This is a genomic window from Bacillus sp. T3, assembly GCF_033449965.1.
Classification (GTDB): domain Bacteria; phylum Bacillota; class Bacilli; order Bacillales; family Cytobacillaceae; genus Bacillus_BU.
In genome coordinates this window covers 1838829-1862939 of record NZ_CP137761.1, presented here as the reverse complement: position 1 = coordinate 1862939, position 24111 = coordinate 1838829, and the positions used below count along the sequence as shown (strand labels likewise).

Annotated in this window: 17 protein-coding genes, 4 pseudogenes and 1 riboswitch; of the genes and pseudogenes, 13 read left to right on the top strand and 8 right to left on the bottom strand. The window is 38.3% G+C overall.

Annotated features, from left to right (window positions below):
- Positions 1 to 81: 81 nt before the first annotated feature.
- On the bottom strand, positions 82 to 993 hold the full coding sequence (locus tag RGF10_RS09655; protein WP_318508817.1) for an AraC family transcriptional regulator: 912 nt from the start codon (positions 991 to 993) through the stop codon (positions 82 to 84).
- 197 nt (positions 994 to 1190) lie between these two features.
- On the opposite strand from RGF10_RS09655, the gene RGF10_RS09650 reads away from it, so the two are divergent.
- A complete protein-coding gene (locus RGF10_RS09650; protein ID WP_318508816.1) occupies positions 1191 to 2171 on the top strand; it encodes an aldo/keto reductase in 981 nt (326 codons plus the stop codon).
- A gap of 154 nt (positions 2172 to 2325) precedes the next feature.
- On the opposite strand, the gene RGF10_RS09645 is transcribed toward RGF10_RS09650, so the two are convergent.
- A complete protein-coding gene (locus tag RGF10_RS09645; protein WP_318508815.1) occupies positions 2326 to 3621 on the bottom strand; it encodes an MFS transporter in 1296 nt (431 codons plus the stop codon).
- Positions 3622 to 3734: 113 nt separating this feature from the next.
- Positions 3735 to 5124, bottom strand: a pseudogene (locus tag RGF10_RS09640) (PLP-dependent aminotransferase family protein).
- Between the two features lie 262 nt (positions 5125 to 5386).
- On the opposite strand from RGF10_RS09640, the gene RGF10_RS09635 reads away from it, so the two are divergent.
- The gene (locus tag RGF10_RS09635; RefSeq protein ID WP_318508814.1) at positions 5387 to 6262 is read left to right on the top strand and encodes a DMT family transporter; all 876 of its coding nucleotides are present in this window, start codon (positions 5387 to 5389) and stop codon (positions 6260 to 6262) included.
- Between the two features lie 133 nt (positions 6263 to 6395).
- On the opposite strand, the pseudogene RGF10_RS09630 reads toward RGF10_RS09635, so the two are convergent.
- Positions 6396 to 7412, bottom strand: a pseudogene (locus RGF10_RS09630) (oxidoreductase).
- Between the two features lie 502 nt (positions 7413 to 7914).
- Here RGF10_RS09630 and RGF10_RS09625 point away from each other — a divergent pair.
- Entirely contained in the window at positions 7915 to 8964 is a 1050-nt protein-coding gene (locus tag RGF10_RS09625; protein ID WP_318508813.1) for an NAD(P)-dependent alcohol dehydrogenase, read from the top strand.
- A gap of 150 nt (positions 8965 to 9114) precedes the next feature.
- Here the strand turns inward: RGF10_RS09625 and RGF10_RS09620 are convergent, their stop codons facing one another.
- Positions 9115 to 9663 carry a TetR/AcrR family transcriptional regulator gene (locus RGF10_RS09620; protein ID WP_318508812.1) on the bottom strand — a complete coding sequence of 183 codons (549 nt, stop codon included), beginning with the start codon at positions 9661 to 9663 and terminating at the stop codon, positions 9115 to 9117.
- Between the two features lie 244 nt (positions 9664 to 9907).
- Here RGF10_RS09620 and RGF10_RS09615 point away from each other — a divergent pair, with 244 nt between their 5' ends.
- From RGF10_RS09615 to RGF10_RS09595, 5 genes are all read left to right on the top strand, one after another.
- Complete coding sequence (locus RGF10_RS09615; protein ID WP_318508811.1) at positions 9908 to 10318, top strand: cupin domain-containing protein; 411 nt, start codon at positions 9908 to 9910, stop codon at positions 10316 to 10318.
- 69 nt (positions 10319 to 10387) lie between these two features.
- The gene (locus RGF10_RS09610; protein ID WP_318508810.1) at positions 10388 to 10582 is read left to right on the top strand and encodes a hypothetical protein; all 195 of its coding nucleotides are present in this window, start codon (positions 10388 to 10390) and stop codon (positions 10580 to 10582) included.
- 141 nt (positions 10583 to 10723) lie between these two features.
- Positions 10724 to 11827 (top strand): MBL fold metallo-hydrolase, encoded by a 1104-nt coding sequence (locus tag RGF10_RS09605; protein ID WP_318509397.1) that lies wholly within the window; start codon positions 10724 to 10726, stop codon positions 11825 to 11827.
- Positions 11828 to 12134: 307 nt separating this feature from the next.
- Positions 12135 to 12779: a hypothetical protein gene (locus tag RGF10_RS09600; RefSeq protein ID WP_318508809.1), complete on the top strand. Its 645-nt coding sequence runs from the start codon at positions 12135 to 12137 to the stop codon at positions 12777 to 12779.
- A complete protein-coding gene (locus RGF10_RS09595) occupies positions 12737 to 13360 on the top strand; it encodes a TetR/AcrR family transcriptional regulator (RefSeq protein ID WP_318508808.1) in 624 nt (207 codons plus the stop codon). Before RGF10_RS09600 ends, RGF10_RS09595 begins: the two co-directional genes overlap by 43 nt.
- 148 nt (positions 13361 to 13508) lie before the next feature.
- Here RGF10_RS09595 and nasC read toward each other — a convergent pair.
- Positions 13509 to 15650: pseudogene (gene nasC, locus RGF10_RS09590) on the bottom strand (assimilatory nitrate reductase catalytic subunit NasC).
- A gap of 232 nt (positions 15651 to 15882) precedes the next feature.
- On the opposite strand from nasC, the gene RGF10_RS09585 reads away from it, so the two are divergent.
- From RGF10_RS09585 to nirD, 3 genes and pseudogenes are all read left to right on the top strand, one after another.
- A complete protein-coding gene (locus RGF10_RS09585) occupies positions 15883 to 17088 on the top strand; it encodes a nitrate/nitrite transporter (RefSeq protein WP_318509395.1) in 1206 nt (401 codons plus the stop codon).
- Positions 17089 to 17393: 305 nt separating this feature from the next.
- Positions 17394 to 19810, top strand: a pseudogene (gene nirB, locus RGF10_RS09580) (nitrite reductase large subunit NirB).
- Between the two features lie 33 nt (positions 19811 to 19843).
- Complete coding sequence (nirD, locus tag RGF10_RS09575; RefSeq protein WP_318508807.1) at positions 19844 to 20176, top strand: nitrite reductase small subunit NirD; 333 nt, start codon at positions 19844 to 19846, stop codon at positions 20174 to 20176.
- An 82-nt stretch (positions 20177 to 20258) separates the two neighbouring features.
- Here the strand turns inward: nirD and RGF10_RS09570 are convergent, their stop codons facing one another.
- Complete coding sequence (locus RGF10_RS09570; RefSeq protein ID WP_318508806.1) at positions 20259 to 20747, bottom strand: DinB family protein; 489 nt, start codon at positions 20745 to 20747, stop codon at positions 20259 to 20261.
- Positions 20748 to 21148: 401 nt separating this feature from the next.
- Positions 21149 to 21232, top strand: a riboswitch (ZMP/ZTP riboswitch).
- A gap of 44 nt (positions 21233 to 21276) precedes the next feature.
- Between RGF10_RS09570 and RGF10_RS09565 the strand changes: the two genes are divergently transcribed.
- Complete coding sequence (locus RGF10_RS09565; RefSeq protein ID WP_318508805.1) at positions 21277 to 22125, top strand: bifunctional 5,10-methylenetetrahydrofolate dehydrogenase/5,10-methenyltetrahydrofolate cyclohydrolase; 849 nt, start codon at positions 21277 to 21279, stop codon at positions 22123 to 22125.
- 159 nt (positions 22126 to 22284) lie between these two features.
- Here the strand turns inward: RGF10_RS09565 and RGF10_RS09560 are convergent, their stop codons facing one another.
- The gene (locus RGF10_RS09560) at positions 22285 to 23067 is read right to left on the bottom strand and encodes a putative protein N(5)-glutamine methyltransferase (protein ID WP_318508804.1); all 783 of its coding nucleotides are present in this window, start codon (positions 23065 to 23067) and stop codon (positions 22285 to 22287) included.
- A 249-nt stretch (positions 23068 to 23316) separates the two neighbouring features.
- Between RGF10_RS09560 and RGF10_RS09555 the strand changes: the two genes are divergently transcribed.
- Positions 23317 to 24027 (top strand): DUF421 domain-containing protein, encoded by a 711-nt coding sequence (locus tag RGF10_RS09555; protein ID WP_318508803.1) that lies wholly within the window; start codon positions 23317 to 23319, stop codon positions 24025 to 24027.
- Positions 24028 to 24111 lie beyond the last annotated feature (84 nt).

Below are 24111 nucleotides of genomic sequence, written 5' to 3'. Positions count from 1 at the left end.
TTAGCTCTCAATTAGGGAGCTTTTTTTACATAACACGAATTTAAAAAAAAATATTTAATTTCATCATCTTGTTCCATATACTTATTCAATAACTTTAGTGACTCTCTCTTTCCGTCGGTTTATATCTACTTTAGGAGAAAAACCAAACATGCGGGAATATTCCCGACTGAATTGCGATTGACTTTCGTAGCCCACTCTATACGCGACATAAGCTACATCTGATGACTCAGCTAATAACAAACGCCTAGCTTCCTGCAATCGTAATTGTTTTTGAAACTGAATCGGGCTCATAGCCGTTACCTCTTTAAAATGCCTAAAAAGCGAAGCCGCACTCATATTTGCTATTTCTGCTAAATCCTCTATTTTAAAAGACTTTTCATAGTTATGATTGATATGTTCGATAACGTTTTTAATTCTGAGTGCATTACTACCTTCTAACGCCATTTGCTCCAGTACTTCCCCGTAAGGACCTTGTAGAACCCAATAAAGTATTTCCTTCTTAAATAAAGGAGCAAGCATTGGAATATGTTTTGGTTTGTCCAGCAGACAAGCTAATCTGGTTACTGCATCCAATAAAGTTGGCTCTACTCCGCTAATAAACATCGCACGTTTTGGATTTTTACTCAGTCCCAATCGAATGCCTACAACATCTAATACCTCTAAGATTTCGCTCGATGTAAATTCAATTTTTAATGCCAAATAAGGAAAGTCAGATGAGGCTTCGATAACTTGTCCTGTTACTGGCAAGTCAACGGATGCCACAATGTAATCGCCTGGACCATACCTAAAGCATTCCTCTCCCAGCCATACCTCTTTCTCTCCTTGGACAATAAGGCAAAAAGATGGCTCGTTTACTCTAGAGATGGGCTCGGTAATTACGGATTCGCGGATGAGAAATAATGATGGAATAGAGGTAGGATGTACACCATCGTAACCTGTATAATGCTCAATAAGTTTGCCTAGTTCCTGCTCCTTGTCGATTTTTCCAACCATATCTTATTCTCCTTTTTCCTCATCTTAGTTGGTTCCATTTTACTAGATATTCATTGAGCAAGAAAGTAGTTTGATAGGATTAGGCAAAAACTTGATACGAATGGGTTTAGGGTTAAGTTTATATTTGTGACATAATTAAAAATGCAATAACCAAACTAAATCAAAGTGTAGCAATAGACGAAAGTGAGGAAAAAGATATGGAATATGTGAAGCTGGGTAATACAGGATTGGACGTATCTAAATTTTGTCTTGGCTGTATGAGTTTTGGTGAAGCAGAAAAATGGATTCATCAATGGGTACTTAATGAAGAGCAAAGTCGCTCTATTATAAAAAAAGCACTGGATCTTGGAATCAACTTTTTTGATACCGCAAATGTATATTCTATGGGAAGCAGTGAAGAATTCCTTGGACGTGCTCTAAAAGATTTTGCCAATCGAGATGAAATTGTACTTGCAACGAAAATTCATGGACGTATGCATGAAGGTCCAAATGGTGAGGGTCTTTCTCGAAAATCCATCATGAGTGAAATTGATAAGAGTCTGAAGAGATTGAAAACGGATTATGTAGACCTTTATATCATCCACCGCTGGGACTACAATACCCCTATTGAAGAGACAATGGAAGCATTACATGATGTGGTGAAGGCTGGGAAAGCCAGATATATTGGTGCTTCTGCCATGTATGCATGGCAATTCCAAAAGGCATTATATGTAGCCGAGAAAAATGGATGGACTCGCTTTGTGTCGATGCAGAATCATTACAACCTCATTTACCGTGAAGAAGAGAGAGAAATGCTTCCTCTTTGTAAAGAAGAAAAAATCGGTGTAACTCCATACAGCCCACTTGCATCAGGAAGATTGACTCGTGATTGGTCGGAAACAACGCACCGCTCCGAGACGGACCAAATTCAAAAATCTAAATATGATGCAACTGCTGATGCAGACCGATTAGTTGTAGAACGGGTTGCAGCCATTGCAGAAAAACATGGCGTTCCCCGTATCCATATCGCCCTTGCTTGGTTAATGGGGCAAGAACACGTAACAGCCCCTATTATCGGTGCTACAAAAATATCCCATCTTGAAGGTGCCGTAGGTGCTCTATCAGTGAAGCTAACAGCTGATGAAATTGCGTTCCTCGAAGAACCATATATACCGCATCCAATAATTGGGCATAATTAAATCCTTAAATTATTAATAAAAGAAACCCAATTTTCTTAAAAATGAAGATTGGGTTTCTAAATATCCTTGAGAATTCTTCCCCTTGAACATTGTCTCAAGCACCTGTTACTAATTATGAATTATTAGATAAGAAAGACCGTCCCTGTCCCATTGATTATCGTGTTTTTTCTTGCTTATTTAAAGCCCAAATAACAACCGGAATCAGTAATAATGAGAGCAAAGCACCAGCAATTGAAAGCGTATCATAACTGGAATGAGCAACAACCACGCCAGATATTCCTCCTCCTAATGCACCTGACAAAGCAATTAAAACATCTACAGACCCCTGTGTCTTAGCCCGGGTAGATGGTGAAGTGGCATCGACAATGATTGCAGTACCACTAATTAAACCAAAATTCCAGCCAAGTCCAAGTAAAACAAGTGCCGTTATGAGTACTTCTATTGAATCACCAGATCCCATAGAAGCTAGAATCCCCGAAGCTAGTAGCGTTATAGCAGAAGCAATGGCCATTGCATTTCGACCAATTTTATCAACTAAATAACCTGTGACTAAAGAGGGTAGAAACATCGCACCTACGTGAAGTGCAATAACAAGTCCAACTTCACTCAGATCATGCCCGTGATGTCCCATGTGTATTGGTGTCATTGTCATAATTGCCATCATAACAAATTGAGTCAAAACCATTATGGTACCACCTGCAAAAATACCTCGCTTATTGATAACATTTTCCTCTAGAATTAAATCACTGCTGGTAGTTCTTTGAGCGTCGGATATTCCTTTTGCAACAATTAAGGGATCTGGACGTAATAAAAGGAATAAAACTAAACCGGCAAAAATATACGCTGCAGCTGCTAAGATAAAAGGGCCGGCCAAAGCAGGAATTCCTATAGATCTAGCAAACTCCCCCATTACTCCCACCAGATTTGGGCCTGCAACAGCTCCGAATGTGGTAGAAACCATGGCCATACTAATAGCTCTTGCTCTTTGAGTTGAATTTGCTAGGTCAGTTCCTGCATAGCGTGCTTGCAAATTTGTTGCCGTTCCTGCCCCGTAGATAAATAGCGAAATAAATAATAGTAGAATGCTATTACATAATGCTGAAATGACAACACCAATTGCACCGATACCCCCAGCCAAAAAACCGACTGTAAGTCCGATACGTCTGCCCCAGCTTTGAGAAATTCGTCCTACAAGTAGGGCAGCCCCTGCTGATCCTAAAGTAAATAAAGCCGTCGGAATCCCTGCAAAACTATCAGTACCTAACAGCTCCTGTGCTAGAAGTGCACCTACTGTTACTCCTGCAGCAAGTCCTGCTCCTCCAAAAATTTGGGATATGACAACGACAAATAATGTTCTTTTATATAATTGTTGTTGTTTGTCCGAAGAACGAATATAGGGTTGTAACCAATCTGATTGCGCATCTGACTCTTTTACACTATTTTGTAACATAAGATCCCCACTTTCATAAGCAAATTCTAATAGTTTAATCCTCCCGCATGATTTGCACCATCATAACACGCACAAAAAAACCATACAATACGATAATTGTATGGCGGACAATATTAGGAAAGACAATCAAGCAATTGTTTAAGAATCATCAATCCTTCCTCAAGCTCTTCTATTGTCTCTGGCGCACAGACAGCAACTCTTACAGCCCGCTCCTGGACAACTATTTCCAACTACAAAACGTTCAGCTGCATATACTTGTACCCCTTGCTGTGCAGCTAACATTTCAAATTCAGCTCCTGTAATCTTGCCTGGTAACAGCAACCAACGAAAGATACCTGTATCAACACCTAAACAAGTATAATCTGCTAAATATCGATTTAGTACTTCGTTTCTACGAATGGCTTGCTCCCGATGACCAGTAATTAAATCTTCAAATTGATTCGAAACAATCGTACGAGCTGACAGTTCTGCTAATAACGGTGAAACTGATATATTTAAATTATAAAGGGCCTTCGAGATAGGCTCCTTATATTTGCCCGGCACAGCTACATAAGCTAACCGTAACCCTGGTGCTAATGATTTTGATAAACTCGCAATATAAATTGTCTGCTCAGGTGCAAATGATGCAACTGCTGGCAGTGGTTTGCGGCCAAGGAGATGGTACGTCGCATCTTCAATAATAAACTGATTATACTTTTTCGCAACGGCTGAAATCACTTTGCGATTCTCCACTGACATGAAGCTTGCTGTCGGATTATGATAATCTGGAATCAAGTAAATACCTTTGATATTGTCGTTTTTACACGCATATTCTAACGCGGTTGGACTCATTTCATCGTTCTCTGATTTTATTGGTACTAATTGCACACTAAGCATCTTTGCAACGGTTTTTAAACCTGGATAAGTATGATCATCTACACCGATGCGATCTCCGGGCTGACAAAGACTCGCCAGCGTGGCAGCAATCGCATTTTGACCCCCATTAGCAAATAAAATGTGATCACCTGTTGTTTTAAACCCACCTCTTTGGATTAGCTTAATAGCTGCATCCTTTTGCCAACGGCTTGCTCCAGCACGGCCATAACCAAACCATTTTTCATAATCTGTGTCGTGCAGCATACTTTTTAATTGAAGTAGAAGTGGCTCGTATGAAGCATTGTCTGGAAGTGTTGCTCCCATTTCTATTAAATGCTTCGGCTTTGTATCTTCAAGTAAATATGCATTTGATAACGCATCATACGATACAAATGTGCCACTTCCAACAGATGCACTTATCAAACCCTTTAACTCACAAACTTTAAAGGCTTTAGAAATCGTACTTAAATTTAGGTCTAAAAAATCGGCAAGTTCTCGCTGTGGAGGAAGTTTTGTACCGGGTAAAAGTACTGCGTTTAATATGTCCTGTTGTAATTGATCTGCAAGTACCTGATAAATCGGTTTTTTGGATTTATCAATGGATGGCTTCCAGCTCATCGGATAATTTTCAAAAGAATTTATTGGCATGCTAAGCACCCTTTTTTTCATCCAATTATATTACTATTCTACTTATAAAACTATTGTAATGTAGGACCGATTAGAGATATTCTGGTACAATAAACCACAAATAATTGTAAATAGACATTACAAGAGGTGAATCAATATGTTATGGACTCCATTATTTGAAAACGATGTACCAGTAGCCAACTTCTGCTCTTAGTGGGGTGAGGATGACTACATCTCTCCGTTAGGGGCGATTCGACCTGAACATTAGACGGAGGGTACAAAAATGAAAAAAACCTTATTAGGTTCTTTATACTTAATTTTAGCTTCTAGTATTTGGGGCGGTATGTACGTTGTTGTTAAAGTTGTCGTATCAGTCATACCTCCACTGGAACTTGTATGGCTACGGTATTTAGTGGCTATTATCGCACTTCTCATTATCGGGTTCATCACAAGGCAAAAATGGCAAATCGAAAAACGTTATTTCTTAATCATCATTGCCATTGGGATCATTGGTAACGCGATTTCAATCGTAGCTCAGGAAACTGGTACAATGCTCTCTACGGCACAGATGGGAGCCATAATTACTTCTTCTACACCAGCATTTATGGTTATTTTTGCTCGCTTACTCCTTAATGAACGAATGACGTTAAGAAAAGGAATCTCCGTTTGTTTAGCGACAATTGGAGTTCTTCTCATTGTCGGAATTGGTGATGTCAATATATCCAGTAAACTTGGGGGTATTGCACTACTTATTGCAGCTTTGACTTGGGCACTCATGTCGGTACTCGTGAAGCGCTTGCCAAGTGAATATTCTCAAATTGTAGTAACCACTTATTCCATCTTAGTAGCCTTAATCGTGTTAACGCCTTTTGTTTTGCCACGATTACACGCCATTAATATCTCTCAACTCACTCACCCGACTATTTGGGGAGGAGTCTTGTATTTGGGGATTGTCTCAACGGCATGTGGATTTCTACTTTGGAACCGTGGATTACAGATGCTTAACGCCTCAAGTGGAGGAATATTTTTCTTTTTTCAACCTATGGTTGGAACATTACTTGGATGGCTCATTTTAGGAGAAAGCATTGGTGTAACGTTTTGGATAGGCTCTATCCTAATTTTCGCAGGTGTTTTAATCGTAATTATCGAAAAAAAATAGAAATTAAGAACCCCCTTCATTAGATGAAGAGGGTTTTCTTGTATAACCGCGCTCATAATAATGAATATGGATTAACAGGTAAAAAATGAGTTCTAACCCTTTTGGCTTCGTAAAAAAATCATTGCCTTTATTTTTATTCCAGGTGTTTTACTCCGGTTTCTAATATTTCCATTTGCAAGAGTGTCTGTTCGTCTGTGATGGTTTTATCTTTCCCATTTATGATGGCTTCATATAAATCATCATACACTCTTCCATAATCACCATTGACTGATTTCACTTTTTCTTCGTGGATTGTCCCTTCTTCATCGATATAGGTGAGCACACCATAATGTTTTATTGTATCGATACCGAAATCTTTGTTATCTGGCATATAAAATATTTTCAAATGTTCTTCCTGGCGATCTTTGGTTTCTTTTATAAAGCACCCTTTTTTCCATAGACAACAAAGCTTGGCCTTTCTTTAAGCCTAAAGTAACTGGATTTTACGGAAACTTTTAATGTGCCATAATAAAGATCCAAATCAAAATAATCATTCATTCTTCCCTGACCCAATAATTGTCTTACATCATAATGGATATGATCCGGCTTGCCAAAAAAGCTGATAACCTGATCTATTGTATGACAGCCATGTCCGTACAAATACGACCACATAGGATTAAAAGAATGAACTGATTCCAGGTACCTCGGGACGATAATAGTCAAAATGCATTTCGACTTCCAGCAAGTCTCCTAGTTTCCCTTCTTCAATAACTTTTTGAACCGTTAAAAAATCACTATCGAACCGTCTGTTTTGATACGCCTGAACGATCAAATTCTTCTCCATTGCCAATGCAAATATTTCTTTTGCTTGTTCCGAAGTTTCCATAAAAGGTTTTTCAACTAAACAGTTTTTATTATGTTCCAATACTAGTTTTGCGTATTCATAATGACTATCATGTCTAGTACATACTACAATCAGTTGAATGTCCTTGTCATTTAATAGTTCATCTAAATCAGAGGTATAATGTACTCCTATAATCCTGTCCCAGCTTTCGTGTTGAGGATTCCTTTGAAAAATTGTCTTTACCTTTATATTCTTCCTTTGCAGTACGAATGGCAGATGATATCGATTAGTACTTTTCCCATTTCCAATGAATCCAATAGTAAGCATAGGTACCTCCAAGAATCTTAATTTATATTAATACTAATTTAAATTGTCATTATAATATATTACTAGTCCAAACAATTACTTTTTTAAATAATTCTATCTCCCTTCACGTCCTTTTCTTAGTACTGTGTATTTAGTTCCTTTTTCAACTTTTTAAACACACTCATTAAATCCATTAACTACTTCTAACCTATCACAAAAAAAGGAAAGGTTACGTATGTTTTTAAATTTAATCAGATTGGTTTTGAAAAAACACGTATAAAATATTCAACAAAAATTATTAATTTGTTGAATAAACAACGAAATGTGATTTTTTAACCATTGAAAGCCTCTAGGTTCCTTTTATAATTATAAACAGATGTTGATTAATCTTGAATAGAGGGAACTGGTATTTTGAGTTAAAACACACTTAATTAATGTTGTGGACTTACAGATTAGTCCGAGCATCCCAGCCTACAAGATGATAAACAATCTATACTATTTGGGTTATAGGAGGTTTTTTTATATGATTAACGCTAAAGCACGTGCTGTGTTCAATCCAGAAGGTCCGTTCAAATCGACAACGATTGAGCGCAGAGATTTAGAGCCACATGATGTCCTCATTGAGATTAAATACGCTGGTATTTGCCACTCTGACATACATACAGCTCGTGGTGAGTGGGGTCAAGTAAATTATCCTTTAGTACCAGGACATGAGATCGCAGGAATTATCACACAAGTTGGTTCTGAAGTAACAAAGTTTGCCATTGGTGATCGAGTCGGGGTAGGCTGTATGGTTGATTCCTGTGGAGAATGCGCTCACTGCCATGAGGGAGAGGAGCAGTATTGCCTTAATGGTATGACGGGAACCTATGGAGCTATCGACAAGTACGGCCAATACACACAGGGTGGTTATTCCTCTCATATCGTCGTAACGGAAGGTTTCGTAGTTCGAATCCCAGACAATCTCGAACTTGACGCCGCCGCTCCTCTATTATGTGCAGGCATTACGACTTACTCGCCACTGCGCCATTGGGGCGCTGCTCCGGGCAAAAGGGTAGCTGTTGTTGGATTAGGCGGGCTTGGACACATGGCTGTTAAAATCGCTTATGCTATGGGGGCAGAGGTCACTGTTTTATCCCAAACACTGAAGAAGAAAGAAGACGGGTTAAAGCTTGGTGCAGACCATTATTATGCTACAAGCGATCCGGAGACGTTTAAGAAACTGGCTGGTTCGTTCGACCTTATTGTTAATACAGTGAGCGCGAAGATTGATATTAGTGCCTACCTTTCATTGTTGGCGCTAGATGGTACAATGGTCAACGTCGGCGCTCCAGCGGAGCCGTTGTCAGTAAACGTATTCTCACTTATCGGTCATCGTCGCTCATTTGCTGGATCGATGATTGGTGGAATTCGCGAAACACAGGAAATGCTCGACTTTTGTGCTGAACACAGCATAGCTCCGGAGATCGAGGTTATTTCCGCCAATCAGATTGATGAGGCCTGGGAGCGCGTCTTAGCTTCAGATGTCCGGTACCGTTTTGTAATCGACATCAGTACAATGGTTAATGAATAATAGGTATTTCTAGCAAAATATTAGAGGCACTCCTAGTCGGTGTGCCTCGTTTTGTATTCCCCCACATTTTTTAATTTCATTAAGATAGTATTAACAAAAAAACTGAGTACAGTAAAGACTCAGGTTTTTCATTTCTTAAAATATTAATCGTTAGTCTAGGTTCCTATCTAACAATGCCCCCGTTTGTTCTGCCATATCACGAGCTGTCAAAGGCATTCCATTCTTAAACCACCATTCCACTGCCCCAACCACTGCTGAACCAAAAAATTGAAGAATAACCTCTTCACTTAATCCTCGATTATTTCCTACACTTGTATCCACTTCAGCTTTAAACTCCTGAATGACTAAATCAAGAAAACGACTACGAAAATAGGGTGCACCTTTACTAGCTAACATCGTTGAAAAAAATAAATAATTGCGCTCAAAGTATTCGTACCAAACATAATTTCCTTCTTGAAAAGTCAGCTCTGATGCAGATTGGCATAATTCTCGGAGATTGTCCATATGTTCTTCAATCATCTTATCTAGGAGATCAAATTTATCCGTGTAATGAAGATAAATGGTTCCTCGATTAACATCTGCTCTATCAGCAATATCCTGAATAGTTATATCATCAAAACTTTTTTCAGACATCAGTTCAATAACAGCATTTTTTATAGCTATTTGGCTTTTGGCTATTCTTCTATCTATTTTAGACATTTTATTCACCAGTCTTTCTAAAGATAATCAACAATTATAATCGATTTGTTGAGTAATAGACGAATCGTGTTTATTTAACCATTGATAGTATGAAGGGCTTTTTTATAATTATAAACAGATGTTGATTAATCAATCAATATTAATTTAATACATCTTATTTAGCTAACTTTTGGAATTCTAATACATTAAGGAGGCTGAGCTTTAACAAAGTCTATTTTTTAAAAATTTATTGGAGGGTTTAAAAATGGCAAAACATGAAGAAGTAAAAAATGGCGTTATTTTTCCAGCAGGCGAGAAAAATGAAGCATTTGCACAATTTTTTGTGGGACAAAGTTATCTTAAAGGATTAGTTGCTGACCCTGAAGTGAGTGTTGGCGTGGGGAATGTGACCTTTGAACCAGGTTGCAGAAATAACTGGCATATCCATCGTGAAGGATTTCAAATTTTATTGGTAACTGGCGGCGAAGGTTGGTACCAAGAAGAAGGAAAGCCTGCTCAATTCTTAAAAGCAGGTGATGTTATTGTCACCCATGATGGTGTAAAACACTGGCATGGAGCTACAAATGAGAGCTGGTTTGAACACATTGCAATCACTGCAGGTAAACCAGAGTGGTTGGAACCAGTAATAGATGAGGAATATAACAATTTAAAATAAGAATTTTTGATAAGAATAACCCTGTTATGCAGGGTTTTTTTATCAATCTGATAGAAAGGAATAATAACCTTGGAAAGACCAAATATCACCTGCCACATGCTAACTTCATTAGATGGGAAAATCATTGGCGATTATTTGAAAGAAGAACGTGCCGCTTATTATAGAGATTTCTATGAAAAAATCCATGATCGATACGGATGTAAAGCATGGATGTGTGGGGCAGGGTTACCTTGGAAGAACACTTTACTTTGGGACATCAATTAGATTGAACAAACAGAACAAAAAGCATTTAGGGATTTAAATCTTAAATACATTTATCAAGATAATCGGTCTATGCTATGATTTATATGAAAAAATCTTCATAGAAATTCTCGACAAAAAAGTGAGGGGATTATGAAAAAGGTGATGATATATATTTTTCTTTTTTTCGTTATATTACTAGTTTTCATCTTATTATTTATCAACATAAATCCAGTTTTCGGTGGCAATCCGAGTAAAAAACAAAAAGAGCAATTTAGTCAATTGGACAATTATGTAGGCGGTCAATTTATCAACTCAGAACCAACAAAGTTAAATATGAGTGCAACTGATTATTTCTCCATGCTTAAAGAAAATTTCTCAGGTGCTAAAGATCGCAATCCTGAAGGCACAATTCCTGTTTCCGAAATCAATTGGAACAAAATCAAAAGTGAGGAAGATAGTTTAACTTGGTTTGGTCATTCTGCTTTTTTACTTAGTATCGATAATAAAAAGATACTTGTAGATCCGATGCTAGGTCCAGTTGCTTCACCTGTTTCTTTCGCAGGGAGCAAACGTTACAGTGAAGATATGCTGCATCTTATTGATGAAATGCCGCCGATTGATGCGGTTTTTATTACCCATGATCATTACGACCACTTAGATTATCCATCAATTAAAAAATTAAAGAACAAGGTCGATCATTTCTTCGTTCCTCTTGGTGTAAGTGCACACTTGATTAATTGGGGAGTTAAAAAAGAAAAGATAACCGAATTAAATTGGTGGGATGAAACAGAGTTTCAAGGCTTAACTGTAGCATTCACTCCTTCCAAACACTTTTCTGGAAGAGGACCGTTAAATAGAAATTCCACACTTTGGGGAGGCTGGGTCATTCTTTCTGAAAAGACACGTTTCTATACAAGCGGAGATGGTGGTTATGGCACACATTTTAAGGAAATTGGGAAGAAGTACGGACCATTTGATCTTACTTTAATCGAAGGCGGACAATATGACCGTCGCTGGTCTTGGGTTCATATGACACCTGAACAAGCTGTTCAGGCACATATAGATGTAAATGGTAAGAATATGATGTTAGTTCACTGGGGAGCCTTTACCCTTGCTTTCCATGGTTGGACAGAACCAATAGTACGAGCATTAAAGGCATCAGAAAAATCAGGAGTAAATATGATTGCTCCTAAAATTGGCGAAACAATTCCAGTAGATGGTAAGTTCTCCGTTCCTGCTTCATCTTGGTGGACAAAGTTACAATAATAAAATAGGCTGCCAATACTAATCAGGCAGCCCAATGATTTATTCACACAACGCTTACTGGGGAAATACAGAATGAATCTTTTCTTTAACTTCCTTTAACACACCTTTATATGCTTCTCATCGAGTGAACCAATATTTCCAAATAGTAAATGTTCTACCGGTTCAATCCCAACAAATTCTATGTTTCTCCTCTATTCTAATCTCTAAAAGCTAAAAACTATTGACTTAGAATCAACTGCCCTTTAGAATTTAATTTACCTCAGTTAATTTATTTGCTGTAGTTAACTAATTCAAAGGGGGCTAATAAATGATAAGCAATCTGGTTAAAAAGCTTAAAAATGTAACAATTAAATTGTGGCTGCTTTTTCTATTGCTAGCGCAAACCATCTATATCATCATGCAGACTTATTCCATTCCGAGGATAAGCCATGAGGCTGGTAACCTTTTGTTATTTGATATGAAGCCTTTGGGTTATACTTATGAGTATGCATTTAAATTTCTATCTCAATTATCAGAAAATGGTTATAGCCTTTATAAGTATGTTCAGTTACCGTTGGATATTTTATTTCCTATCCTAAACTGCATAACTGGATTGTCCACATTTATTTTGCTGCTTCGCCTTTATAATAAGGCTAAGAATAGATCAGATATAACTACGCTTTCATCTTTTTCAAAAGCCATCTTATCTCTCCCTTTGATTGCGATGTTATTTGATTACTTGGAGAACATTATGATTTTTTTGATGCTTTCCTATAAATCGGCAGTTCCAAAAATTATTGTATATGCTGCAGATATTTTTACGATCATAAAAAGCATGTCGACTTCAATATTTTATTTAATAACGATCCTTATTTTTATCATTTGCTGTGCAACCTGGATTAGAAATAGAACAAAGAAGGAGAAAATTAAGTGGAAAGTTTCGGAATTAGAGAAAAAAAGGCGGCACTATTGAAGGTATCGATACTTGAAGAAATGCTTCGTCTGCTGAAAATAAAAAATCTCAATGATCTTACCATTGATGAATTGTGTGCGAACATCAATACGACGAAAGTGACTTTTTTTAAATACTTTAAGTACAAGGAACAGGTTTTAGATTACTTTGTATGTAAGTGGCTTTATGACAGAAGCTTCAATATCCACTGCAAAAAGTATAAAGGTGCAGATGGATTGTATCAGATATTTCAATCCATCTGTGAAGATCCTGTTATTGGTAAAAAAATCATGGTTTCACTCATCCATTATTACAGTAAACTTACCGAGAAACCAGTCGCTATTGAACTATCACCTTATGAATATTACTTGTTTAATAAAGAAGCATTTGATCAAAAAGTAAAGCCACTCAACTTGCAGCAGGTTTTTACCTACTGTCTTTCAGATATAACTTCTATTCATCCTTCTCGATATAATGAAGTAGTCTATCAATTAATCGCGTTAATGTATGGAGTTCCAATTCAAACACATATTATGGAACTTAATGATATGTATCCTTTTTACGAAATAGGTATCAAAAGTATTTTAGGCGAAATTTCTTAAATAATGCACCTATTCATAGTTGAAATCACTATAGTTAAAGATGGCTTATCAACAAATCAAAAAAGTTAAAGACCCATGACAATTTTGCCATGGGTTTCTATGCTGGTGGTGAAAACTTTATTCCTCCCAATATTTAACTTCAAACCAACTAAAAGTCTGCAACAGCACTGACTTTAACAGCACTTACTTTAAATCCCGGCATTTTGCATGTAGGGTCTAATTCTTTTGACACGAGGCGATTGACATTTTGGGTACCGTCCCAATGAAACGGGACAAAAACCGTGTCTTGGCGAATCGCTGCCGACCATTTGCTTCTGACTACAATGCTTCCTCGTCTAGATTCAATCTTCACTAAAGAATGGTCTTGAATTTCGTATTTCAGTGCTGTTGTTGGGTGAATTTCCATAAATGATTCGTTATTTCTTGCTGTTAATGACGGACTTTTTCTTGTTTGTACACCTGTTAAATAATGGGACATAACCCTACCTGTCGTCAAATAGAGCGGAAACTCTTCATCCGGTTGTTCTTTCGGAACAACTGGGTTATTCGGTACAGCAATCATAGACGCCTTCCCATCAGGATGCGCAAAGGATGTTTCAAATAATCGTTTTGTCCCTTTATGGTCAATATCAGGGCACGGCCACAAGATGCCGCCCTCATTCCTTAAGCGGTCATAAGTAATTCCGTAGTAGTCAGCCACTCCACCGCGGCTCGCTTCCCTTAATTCTTCAAAAATCTCTTCCGCAGAAGAAAAGGAAAAATACTTCTCTTTTCCAAGAACACCGGCAATGTCACAAATAATTTGCCAGTCATGCTTTGCCTCGCCCGGACTCGGATAGCTTGCTTCCCGCAGCGTTACTCGCCCTTCCAGATTGGTCATCGTCCCCTCATCTTCTAAATAAGATGTAGTCGGTAAAATAAGATTTGCTAGTTTTGCAGTTTCAGAAACAAATAAATCAACTGCAACAAAAAACTTCAATTTTTTCAATGCCTCCTTGACGAAATTCGCATTCGGATTTGAAACGACGGGATTAGAACACATTAACAGCATCCCAGTAATCTCGCCTTCATGAACTTTCTCCATAATTTCGTATGCTGATACTCCTTTTCCCGGCAGCTCGTCTTCGCTGATTCCCCACAACCGGCAATATACTCCCGATGTTCTTTGTTTTCAATCGAGCGATAGCCTGGAAGCTGATCTGCCTTTTGGCCGTGCTCGCGAGCTCCCTGGCCATTCCCCTGACCAGTGATTGCTCCATAACCTGAGTAAGGTTTCCCGATTTTACCTGTAGCAATAAGAATATTCAGAAAATTCCGCACAGCTGCTGATCCATCAGTTTGTTGTTCCACTCCCCTGGCTGTAAAAATCATACCCGGTTTCCTCACGGCCGAACACCGTGGCCGCTTTGCGAATCTGCTCGACTGGAATACTGGTTACTCGAGCGATTTCTTCTAAGTTCAATGTATCCACATGCTCCTTCACTTCCTCAAAGCCATTCGCTCTTTCTTCAATAAAAGCTTCATCGATTAAGTTTTCTTCAATCATGACTTTTAACAGTCCATTTGCTAAAGCCGCATCCGTTCCAGGTTTTACTTTTAAGTGTAAATCCGCGATTTTCGTCGTAGCCGTTTCCCAGGGGTCAATGGCGATAATATACGCCCCATTTTTCTTCGCTTTCTTAAAATATGGCATAATGGTAGGCTGGCATTCAGCAATGTTCGTCCCAGCTAAAATAATACACCGTGTAAGTGGAATTTCTGTTAAGGAGTTCGTCATTCCCAGGTCCATCCCGAATGTTTGGATTGCTGCTGAGGCAGCTGCAGACATACATAAACGCCCGTTATAATCTATGTTTTTTGTTTTTAAAGCCACGCGTGCAAATTTGCCTAGTAAATACGCCTCTTCGTTCGTAATCGAGGCACTTCCGTAAACTGCCAATGCATTCATACCATCCTTAGATTGAATATTGCTGAAATTCTCTTTTATATGATTCAATGCTTCTTCCCAGGAAATACGAACAAATTCACCATTCACCTTCAATAACGGATACTTGATTCTTTCACCATGCAAAGCATGCTGATGTGCGTTCAACCCCTTAATACATAAACGCCCCTCGGAAGTTGGATTGTCCTTCCCAATTATCTTGTATTTATTCCTTGAGACAATCGATTGTTCAACCAATTCCATCTTACATTGCATACTACAATATGGACATTGCGTATCATACGCTTTTTCCGACTGAACTTCCTGCTGTTTTTTCCGAAAGTAATTTAATAACAACTCAGTCAATATATCTCATCCCTTCCGCTCGTTGATAGTGAGTAATGATTGCTATACCGTGGATACGAATTATTATCCCATAAACTTCACCTAATAAAATTATTTACGTCAGATTTTCTTACACCATTTGTGACAAAACTCACAACAACAGACTATCCTTTAACCAAGCACAGAAACAAATCTTTACACTTGCGCAATTCCTAACAAGCAAAAAATTATTTGTTAAAAAGGAGAGAAAATGATGAAAATATCCGATCTTAAAAAAAGCGGTCATGCACCGTCTCTATTCGCCTCGTTTTTATACTTTGATGTCAGCTTTATGATTTGGGTTTTATTAGGAGCTCTAGGTGTCTATATTACCAAAGATTTCGGCCTGTCACCCGCAGAAAAAGGCTTGATTGTTGCCGTTCCTATTCTTGGCGGCTCATTCTTCCGTCTTATCCTCGGCGTCTTAACTGACCGAATCGGGCCTCGAAAAACAGCCATTGGCGGGATGATTGTCACGATGCTTCCACTTGCATGGGGATGGTTATTCGGACAGACACTTACAGAGCTTTACTTCATTGCAATTTTACTTGGTGTAGCAGGTGCAAGTTTTGCTGCAGCATTGCCGATGGCGAGCCGCTGGTATCCACCGCATTTACAAGGATTAGCAATGGGAATTGCAGGTGCAGGTAATAGTGGAACATTATTTGCAACTTTATTTGGACCGCGTCTTGCAGAGCATGTCAGCTGGCATGGCGTGATGGGATTAGCTCTTATTCCACTTTTAATTGTTTTTACTATTTATGTACTTATTGCGAAAGATGCCCCTTCACAGCCTGCAGCAAAACCGATCATCGAATATTTTAAGGTCTTTAAACTAAAAGATACATGGTACTTCTGTTTACTTTATGGTGTCACTTTCGGTGGTTTTGTTGGTTTAGCCAGCTTTTTAAGTATCTTTTTTGTTGATCAATATGATTTATCAAAAGTAAGAGCAGGAGATTTCGTAACTCTGTGCGTGGCAGCAGGAAGCTTTTTCCGTCCTGTAGGCGGATTCATCGCCGATAAAATCGGCGGCGTTCGACTACTCACCTTTTTGTTTATTGGTGTTGCACTCAGTATGTTTGGTGTAAGCCAACTTCCATCTATAACGATGGTAACAGCCTTATTATTCATCGGAATGATGTGCCTTGGGATGGGAAATGGAGCAGTTTTCCAATTAGTACCACAGAGATTCCAAAATGAAATTGGAATGATTACCGGAATTGTAGGAGCGGCCGGTGGTGTCGGTGGATTTTTCGTACCAAATATACTTGGAACACTTAAACAAGTGACCGGAAGCTACGCTACAGGGTTTATGGTTTATGCAGGAATTGGTTTGGCAGCACTTTTCGTCTTGATGATTGCCCAAATTTCTTGGCGGAAAGCTTGGTCGTCAAAGGAAGCAACTGTAAAAATTTAATCTATTTTGGATCCAAATAAAGAAATGGTCTTTCACTTCACTTGTAATTCAACGAAGATGAAAGGCCGTTTTCTTAAATCTTCTCCCCCTACTTACCACTTGCTTACTCATTTCTCGAACCTTAAAAACCAATTAAAAAACATCTCAAAAATAGGTGTAGCGAAAGAAATCATTTTTGAGGATATTACATTCTGAGAAAAGTTTGTGAGGTATTCTTACATAACAAGTCACGTATTCAACAAACCATGTTATAGTTTAGTGAGTTTACTTTACTTAAACAACGTGCCAATAGGAGGAATCGCCGAATGGAAAAAAAGAAGTTGATACTCGTAGGGAATGGAATGGCTGGTGTTAGAGCCATTGAAGAAATATTGAATATTTCTAAGGAAAAATTCGAGATTACGATTTTCGGAAGCGAGCCACATCCGAATTATAATAGAATTTTATTATCCAAGGTGTTGCAAGGCGACACAAAAGTCGTGGATATCACACTAAATGATTGGAATTGGTACAAAGAAAACAATATTCAATTGTATACAGGGGAAACAGTAATAAAGATTGATTCCGATAAAAAATTGGTCGTGACCGATTCAGGCAGAATAGAGCCGTATGATGAACTAATTTTGGCAACAGGATCTAATCCGTTTATCCTTCCGATTCCGGGAGCGGATAAAAAAGGAGTAACAGCCTTCCGTGATATTAAAGATACGGACGAAATGCTTGCTGCTTCAAGAAAATATAAAAAGGCCGCCGTTATCGGAGGCGGACTGCTTGGATTAGAAGCGGCAAGAGGCCTTTTAAATCTGGGAATGGATGTTTCAGTCATCCACCTTTCTCCCAACTTAATGGAACGACAATTGGATCCGACAGCAGGTAAGCTATTGCAAACAGAATTAGAGAATCAAGGGATGAAATTTTTATTAAAAAAACAAACTCAGGAAATCTTTGGTGAAGATCGCGTCGAAGGATTAAGGTTTAGCGACGGTACCGAATTGGAAGTCGACTTAGTGGTCATGGCGGTTGGAATCAAACCAAATATCGACTTAGCAAAAGGTAGTAGTCTTTCTGTTAATCGCGGAATTGTTGTCAACGACTATTTGCAAACAGATGTCCCAAATATATACGCAGTTGGAGAATGTGCTGAACATAATGGAATCGCCTACGGATTAGTTGCCCCTCTGTACGAACAAGGAAAAGTATTAGCGAAGGCAATCTGTGGTGTAGAAACAAAGCCGTACCAGGGATCAGTTTTATCCACTCAACTGAAAGTATTCAGGTGTAGAAGTATTCTCTGCCGGTGACTTCACAGAAGGTGAAAACAAAAAGGCAATCAAGGTGTTCGATGAACAAGATGGAATTTATAAAAAAGTAGTATTGCGAGAGAATCAAATTGTCGGAGCTGTACTATTCGGTGACAGTAGTGATAGCAACCGCTTGTACTCCTTGATCCAAAAGCAAGCAGATATATCGGATACAGAGAAAGTATCCATTTTGAAGCCGATTGGTGAAGCGTCAAGCATCAGTTTAGTTGCCGGCATGACAGATGATGAAATCATTTGCGGCTGTAACGGAGTGTCAAAGGGAACCGTTGTCCAGGCAATCCAACAACAAGGTTGCTGCTCAGTCGATGAAATAAAAGCCTGTACAAGTGCTTCCCGTTCTTGTGGTGGATGTAAACCGCTTGTAGCGGAATTGTTACAGCATACGTTAGGAGCGGAATTTGATGCAAATTCTCAAAAAGAAGCAATCTGCGATTGTACAACATTATCAAGGGATGAAGTGGTGGAAGAAATAAGAGCAAAAGGATTGACTCATATAAGAGAAGTCATGAACGTCCTTGGCTGGAGCACAGAAGAAGGCTGTTCCAAATGCCGACCAGCTCTAAACTACTACTTGGGAATGGTCAATCCAACGAAATATAAAGATGAAAAAGAATCCCGTTTGGTAAACGAACGGATGCATGCGAACATTCAAAAGGATGGCACATACTCAGTTGTACCAGCTATGTACGGCGGAGTGACCAATTCTCAAGACTTGAGAAAAATTGCAGATGTGGTGGATAAATATGAGATTCCTTTAGTTAAATTAACAGGCGGCCAACGTATTGACCTGTTCGGTGTCAAAAAAGAAGACCTGCCAAAAGTGTGGGAAGATCTCGATATGCCTTCCAGGGTATGCGTATGGAAAATCCCTCCGCACTGTTAAAACCTGTGTTGGTGAACAGTTCTGCCGCTTTGGCACGCAGGATTCAATGGCTCTTGGAATCGCATTGGAAAAGAAATTTCAAGGTCTTCAAACACCTCACAAGGTAAAAATGGCAGTATCCGCCTGTCCTAGAAGCTGTGCCGAATCCGGCTTTAAAGATATTGGATTTATTGGTATTGACGGTGGCTGGGAAATTTATATCGGCGGTAACGGCGGAACTCATGTACGCGGAGGAGATTTGTTATACAAGGTAAAAACGAACGAAGAAGTAATGGAAATTACAGGTGCATATTTGCAGTATTACCGCGAAACCGCCAACTACTTGGAACGTACGTCTGCTTGGATTGAGCGTGTTAGTTTAGCACACGTGCAATCGATATTGGAGGATACGGATAAGCGGAAAGAATTGAACGCTCGTATGGAAGAAACGTTATCCATTTTCAAAGATCCATGGAGAGAGATTATTAATGACAATAAAAAGAAAAAAGACTTATTTGATAGTGTAGTAATGTCTTAAATCTAAGGATTATTCAAAGGAGGAGATGACAGCGTGGTAAATAAAAGCTTAGCAGCATTAAAATTATTAGTTGGTACTGTTCATGAATTACCGGATCGTTTAGGAAAAACAGTGCGTGTCGGTGATAAAGAAATCGCCGTATTTAAACTTTCAGGTGGAAGCATCCGCGCGGTTGAAAACCGCTGTCCGCATAAAGGCGGAGTATTGGCAGAGGGAGTTGTGAGTGGAGATTTTGTTTTCTGTCCGATGCATGATTGGAAGATCTGCCTAGATAATGGAATGGTTCAAGAGCCGGATACGGGATGTGTCAAAACCTATAAAACATCTATAGAAGGCGATGAGATTTTTCTCCTTATTGATGGTTAGAAAGCAAAGAGGATATACAGCCGATCCAATCACCGGATTATCTGTATATCCTCTTTTTTACTTTTTGAAGATTTCAGCTCTTTTATGATTTCATTGCTTCCAATTCTTCTTTGCTAGGACCATATACGCCTGGAACTTTCAAGTCAGCTTGTCTCATAAGGACAGTCAATTGTCCGCGATGATGAGCCTGATGTTGAATTAGCAGACGGAAAACAGCTTGAAATGGCATTTCCCTACCAAATAAATTCACCATTTTATTGAAGTTTTCATCTGAAACCTGTTCAGAAAATGCTTGTGCTAACCGTTGACTTACTGTTTTGTAAGTCTCGCTGATTTCAGTAGCTGATTTCGGCGCCTCTTTTTTAAGATCAGGAGTCTCAAATTTTAATCCTACCTGTGATGGAAAGAAGTAAGCTGCACCAGCAATGTGCCAAGCCAGGCTTCCAATACTATATAATCCTGGGAAAACTTCCTGATTCAACGATTCATCCGTTAATACATCCAGTATTTTTTGGGTAACTGCTGCTTCTTGTTTCCATTCGTTTAAGAAATCATTCACTGATGTAAACATCCTAGTTCCTCCTTAAATTGCAAATCCTTAGTTTTAGTCAATTAGGTTCAGTTTAATTGACTGTAACTATAATAACAAGTTTCACTAATCCTTTGATAAATTGCAATTGAAAATATCCTTACTTTGTTTATTCTTTTTATAAAGTAAGGCAGATAAAACCAATTGACAAAAACAAAATAAAATTACCAATGAGGTTTTTTATAGGTATATCCACATTTATACTTCCTATGGGTCCGCCCAGGATTTATTTAGTGACATCGAATAATTATAGTACATATCCATCTCTAGATTTTCGAAAACAATAAGCTTTATTTTTCCCATGGTCTCATTTGTTTCCTTTTCAGAAAACTCTTCTATTGAACAGCTATTTTTTGTATGATATGCTCAAAGAAATAAGAATATAATAGTGCGGTAACTGACGGCAATTGTGGATTTAACCACATGGAAACCGCATTTATATTAGTCGGGTCGTCTGGGCAGAGATAGGGATTATATCCTTATCTCTTTTTATATTTAAGGAGGGTTTTCAATGGAAAAGATAATATTAGATGGTAGGATTGTTGCAAAACATATCACAGAAAATTTAATTGGTCGAGTCAAAGATTTGAAAGAAAGAGGAGTTACTCCCTGTCTAGCTACAATATTAGTAGGTGACGATCCTTCGTCAGAAACCTATGTGAAGATGAAAGGAAATGCTTGTGAAAGAATTGGAATAAAATCGTTACGAATTCATCTACCAAAAGAAACTCAAACAGTTGACCTTTTAAAGGTAATCGAAGAATTAAATCAAGATAACTCAGTGCATGGAATACTCCTTCAACATCCCGTACCTTCACATATTGACGAGCGAAAAGCGTTCGAATCTATTGATATTGCGAAGGATGTGGACGGAGTGACAAGTATCGGTTTTGGTCAAACTGCCTTCGGTTTTGGGAAATTCCCTTCCTGTACCCCTGCAGCCATCATGGAAATCATTAAATATTACAAAATATCGATTACTGGAAAACATGCTGTTGTTGTCGGTAGGAGCCCTATTTTAGGTAAACCAGTTTCAGCACTACTTTTAAATGCAAATGCAACAGTTACCACTTGTCATTCTCACACTGTAAATTTATCAGAGTTATTAAAGCAGGCTGATATAGTTGTAGCTGCGATAGGGAAACCGAACTTTATTAAAGGTAGCTGGATTAAAGACGGAGCAATTGTCCTTGATGCAGGCTATAAAAAGGGAAATGTTGGTGATGTTGATTATATGGAGTGTTTCGAAAAAGCAGGAGCCATTACACCAGTCCCTGGAGGTGTTGGCCCAGTAACTATTTCTATGTTGTTAAAACATACGGTTATTTCAGCCGAAACTTCAATACCACAATCTCATTAATAAAAGGAAGAGTCGGATTTAAAAGACCGACTCTTTTTCCTTATTTGAAATATTCCCCAAAAGCAGATGCCTTTTTTAGCTTAAGAAAAGCGCTCTTATAATGAATAAAGATTTTTTGTTTATTTGTTGGTTGTGATTAAGACTATGTACTTAATTACGCTAAAACCTAGGATTTGACCCGATTACGACAGTAGCGTCCAGTTCCTCATCCCTAGTCAATTTTGCGGTTAACCCAGCACCTGAAAAGATTTCAAAGGTCTGAGGTGCCTGTATTCTGCTCGTCTCTATCAAAAGATGTCCTCCAGGTGCTAGCCAGAGAAATGCTTCTTCTACTACTCTTCGCTGAATGTCAAGTCCATCCTCTCCGCCATCAAGCGCCACCTTCGGTTCATATAGGCGAGCCTCCTGTGGGAGCAACTTGATTGACTCGGTAGGAACGTAAGGTACATTCGCAACTAGGATGTTCACATGGCCTTTAAGCGAGTGGGGCAGAGCTTTATACAAGTCACCTTCAAAAACATGGCCACCGAAATCAGTCACGTTGCGTCCAGCGCATTGTACTGAGACAGGATCAATGTCAACAGAGTATAATTCAACTCGTCCTAAAGCTGCCGCCAGTGCTACACCCACAGCACCGGACCCGCAACATAGGTCAACGACGATATCATCAGTGCATAACAAGGCTTCTGCCTGGCGAACAAGAAACTCGGTACGTTGGCGAGGCACGAAAACGCCTTGCTCCACTTCTATCCGCAAACCACAGAACTCTGCATAACCTACAACATATTCAAGAGGTAAACCATCGGCACGCATTTCTACCATTTTCTTAAGGTCCTCTAGCGTTTGTGCCTCTGAGATAAGTAACCGGGTCTCATCTTCAGCGTAAACACAACCAGCGCTTCGAAGCCTGTTAATTATCCATTTTTCCGTAACATTTTCCAAAAAGAAATTACATTTTCCCCCTATTTATCTCACCACTTTTGCTAAGCTTATTTATAAAATTGTATTCTTTAAAAGCCGGAGATATCCCTCTATCCATCCCACTCTGAGGAATATTTCCTTTGCATACGAGAATATTAAAAAATGCAAATAAATTTAGTTCAAAAATTATTTCATTTCACCGATTTAAGAATACATCAACTGATAAGTTTAACAAAGCCTATTATTAACTTTGTAATAGAGGGAAAAACTATGAATGAGACTTTACAAATAATAATTAGAACGATTATTGCATTTTTCTTGATAATGATTATTGCTCGTAAACTTGGAAAACAAACCATCTCCCAAATGACTTACCATGATTTTGTTGCTGCAATAACATTAGGTTCACTTACTGCTAATTTAGCTTTTAACATTAATTTAAAATCTTGGCAGATTACAGCATCTTTAATAACGTATAGTGGTATTGGTTATCTTCTTACTTGGATTACCTTAAATAGCCGTAAAGCAAGAAAATTTCTCTCTGGAAAACCCACGGTTATCATTGAAAATGGAAAAATACTGGAACAAAATTTAAAGAAAATTAAATTGAACCTGGATACTTTAAATCAAGAATTAAGGGAAAAGAATATATTTGATATTGAAGAAGTTCAGTACGCAGTACTTGAGCTGAATGGAAGAGTTTCGGTATTACTTAAGTCAGAATATCTTCCAGTCACCCGGAAAGATTTAAAAATTTTCTCAACTAGTAAAGCGTCTTTTCCTGTGGAACTAATAATGGATGGTAAAATAATTAAAAAAAATTTAAAACAAAATGAACTAACTGATGAATGGCTTTACAAAGAACTATATAAGCGGGGATTGACTTTAGAACAAGTATGTTATGCTGTTAAAAGTACGAATGGTGACATTTTTCTCGATCTATATAAAGACGGTATTCAACAACCGATAGATAAAGAATGATTGATAAAGAATGATTGATAAAGAAGGTAATGTCCAGTACAGATAAATTTGGTTCACTTATAAGGAATGAAAAACATAGTAAAA